Consider the following 881-nt stretch of genomic DNA (forward strand, 5'->3'; position numbering starts at 1 on the left):
CCGGGCTTGGCCAGAACCTGGCCGCGCTCGACACCTTCACGATCAACGCCGCGCAGCAGCGCGCCGATGTTGTCGCCAGCCTGGCCCTGATCGAGCAGCTTGCGGAACATTTCMACGCCCGTGCAGGTCGTCTTGGTCGTCGGACGGATGCCGATGATTTCCAGCTCCTCGCCGACCTTGACCACGCCGCGCTCGACGCGGCCGGTCACGACCGTGCCACGGCCCGAGATCGAGAACACGTCTTCGATCGGCATCAGGAACGGCTTGTCGAGCGGACGAACAGGCGTCGGGATGTAGGCGTCGACCTGAGCCATCAGCTCGCGGATCGCGTCCTCGCCRATCGTCTTGTTGGAATCCTCAAGCGCGGCCAGTGCCGAACCCTTGACGATCGGAATGTCGTCGCCGGGGAACTCGTTCTTCGACAGCAGCTCGCGAACCTCGAGCTCGACCAGTTCGAGCAGCTCGGCGTCGTCGACCTGRTCGACCTTGTTSAGGAACACCACGATCGACGGCACGCCGACCTGACGGGCAAGCAGGATGTGCTCGCGGGTCTGCGGCATCGGGCCGTCGGCGGCCGACACGACCAGGATCGCGCCGTCCATCTGCGCGGCACCGGTGATCATGTTCTTCACATAGTCGGCGTGGCCGGGGCAGTCGACGTGAGCGTAGTGGCGGTTGGCCGTCTCGTATTCAACGTGAGCCGTCGAGATGGTGATGCCGCGTGCCTTCTCTTCCGGCGCCGCATCGATCTGGTCGTAGCGCTTGTACTCGCCAAAATACTTCGTGATCGCCGCCGTCAGCGACGTCTTGCCATGGTCAACGTGACCAATCGTGCCGATGTTCACATGAGGCTTAGTGCGCTCGAATTTACCTTTTGCCAT

General features: G+C 63.3%; 1 protein-coding gene. It reads right to left on the bottom strand.

What is annotated here, in order from left to right; translation table 11 throughout:
- A partial coding sequence (gene tuf, locus AB4Z43_RS33485) for an elongation factor Tu (RefSeq protein WP_441940995.1) occupies positions 1-881 on the bottom strand: 881 nt, incomplete at both ends.

This window comes from Mesorhizobium sp. 2RAF45 (genome assembly GCF_052115225.1).
GTDB classification, from domain to species: Bacteria; Pseudomonadota; Alphaproteobacteria; order Rhizobiales; family Rhizobiaceae; genus Mesorhizobium; species Mesorhizobium jarvisii.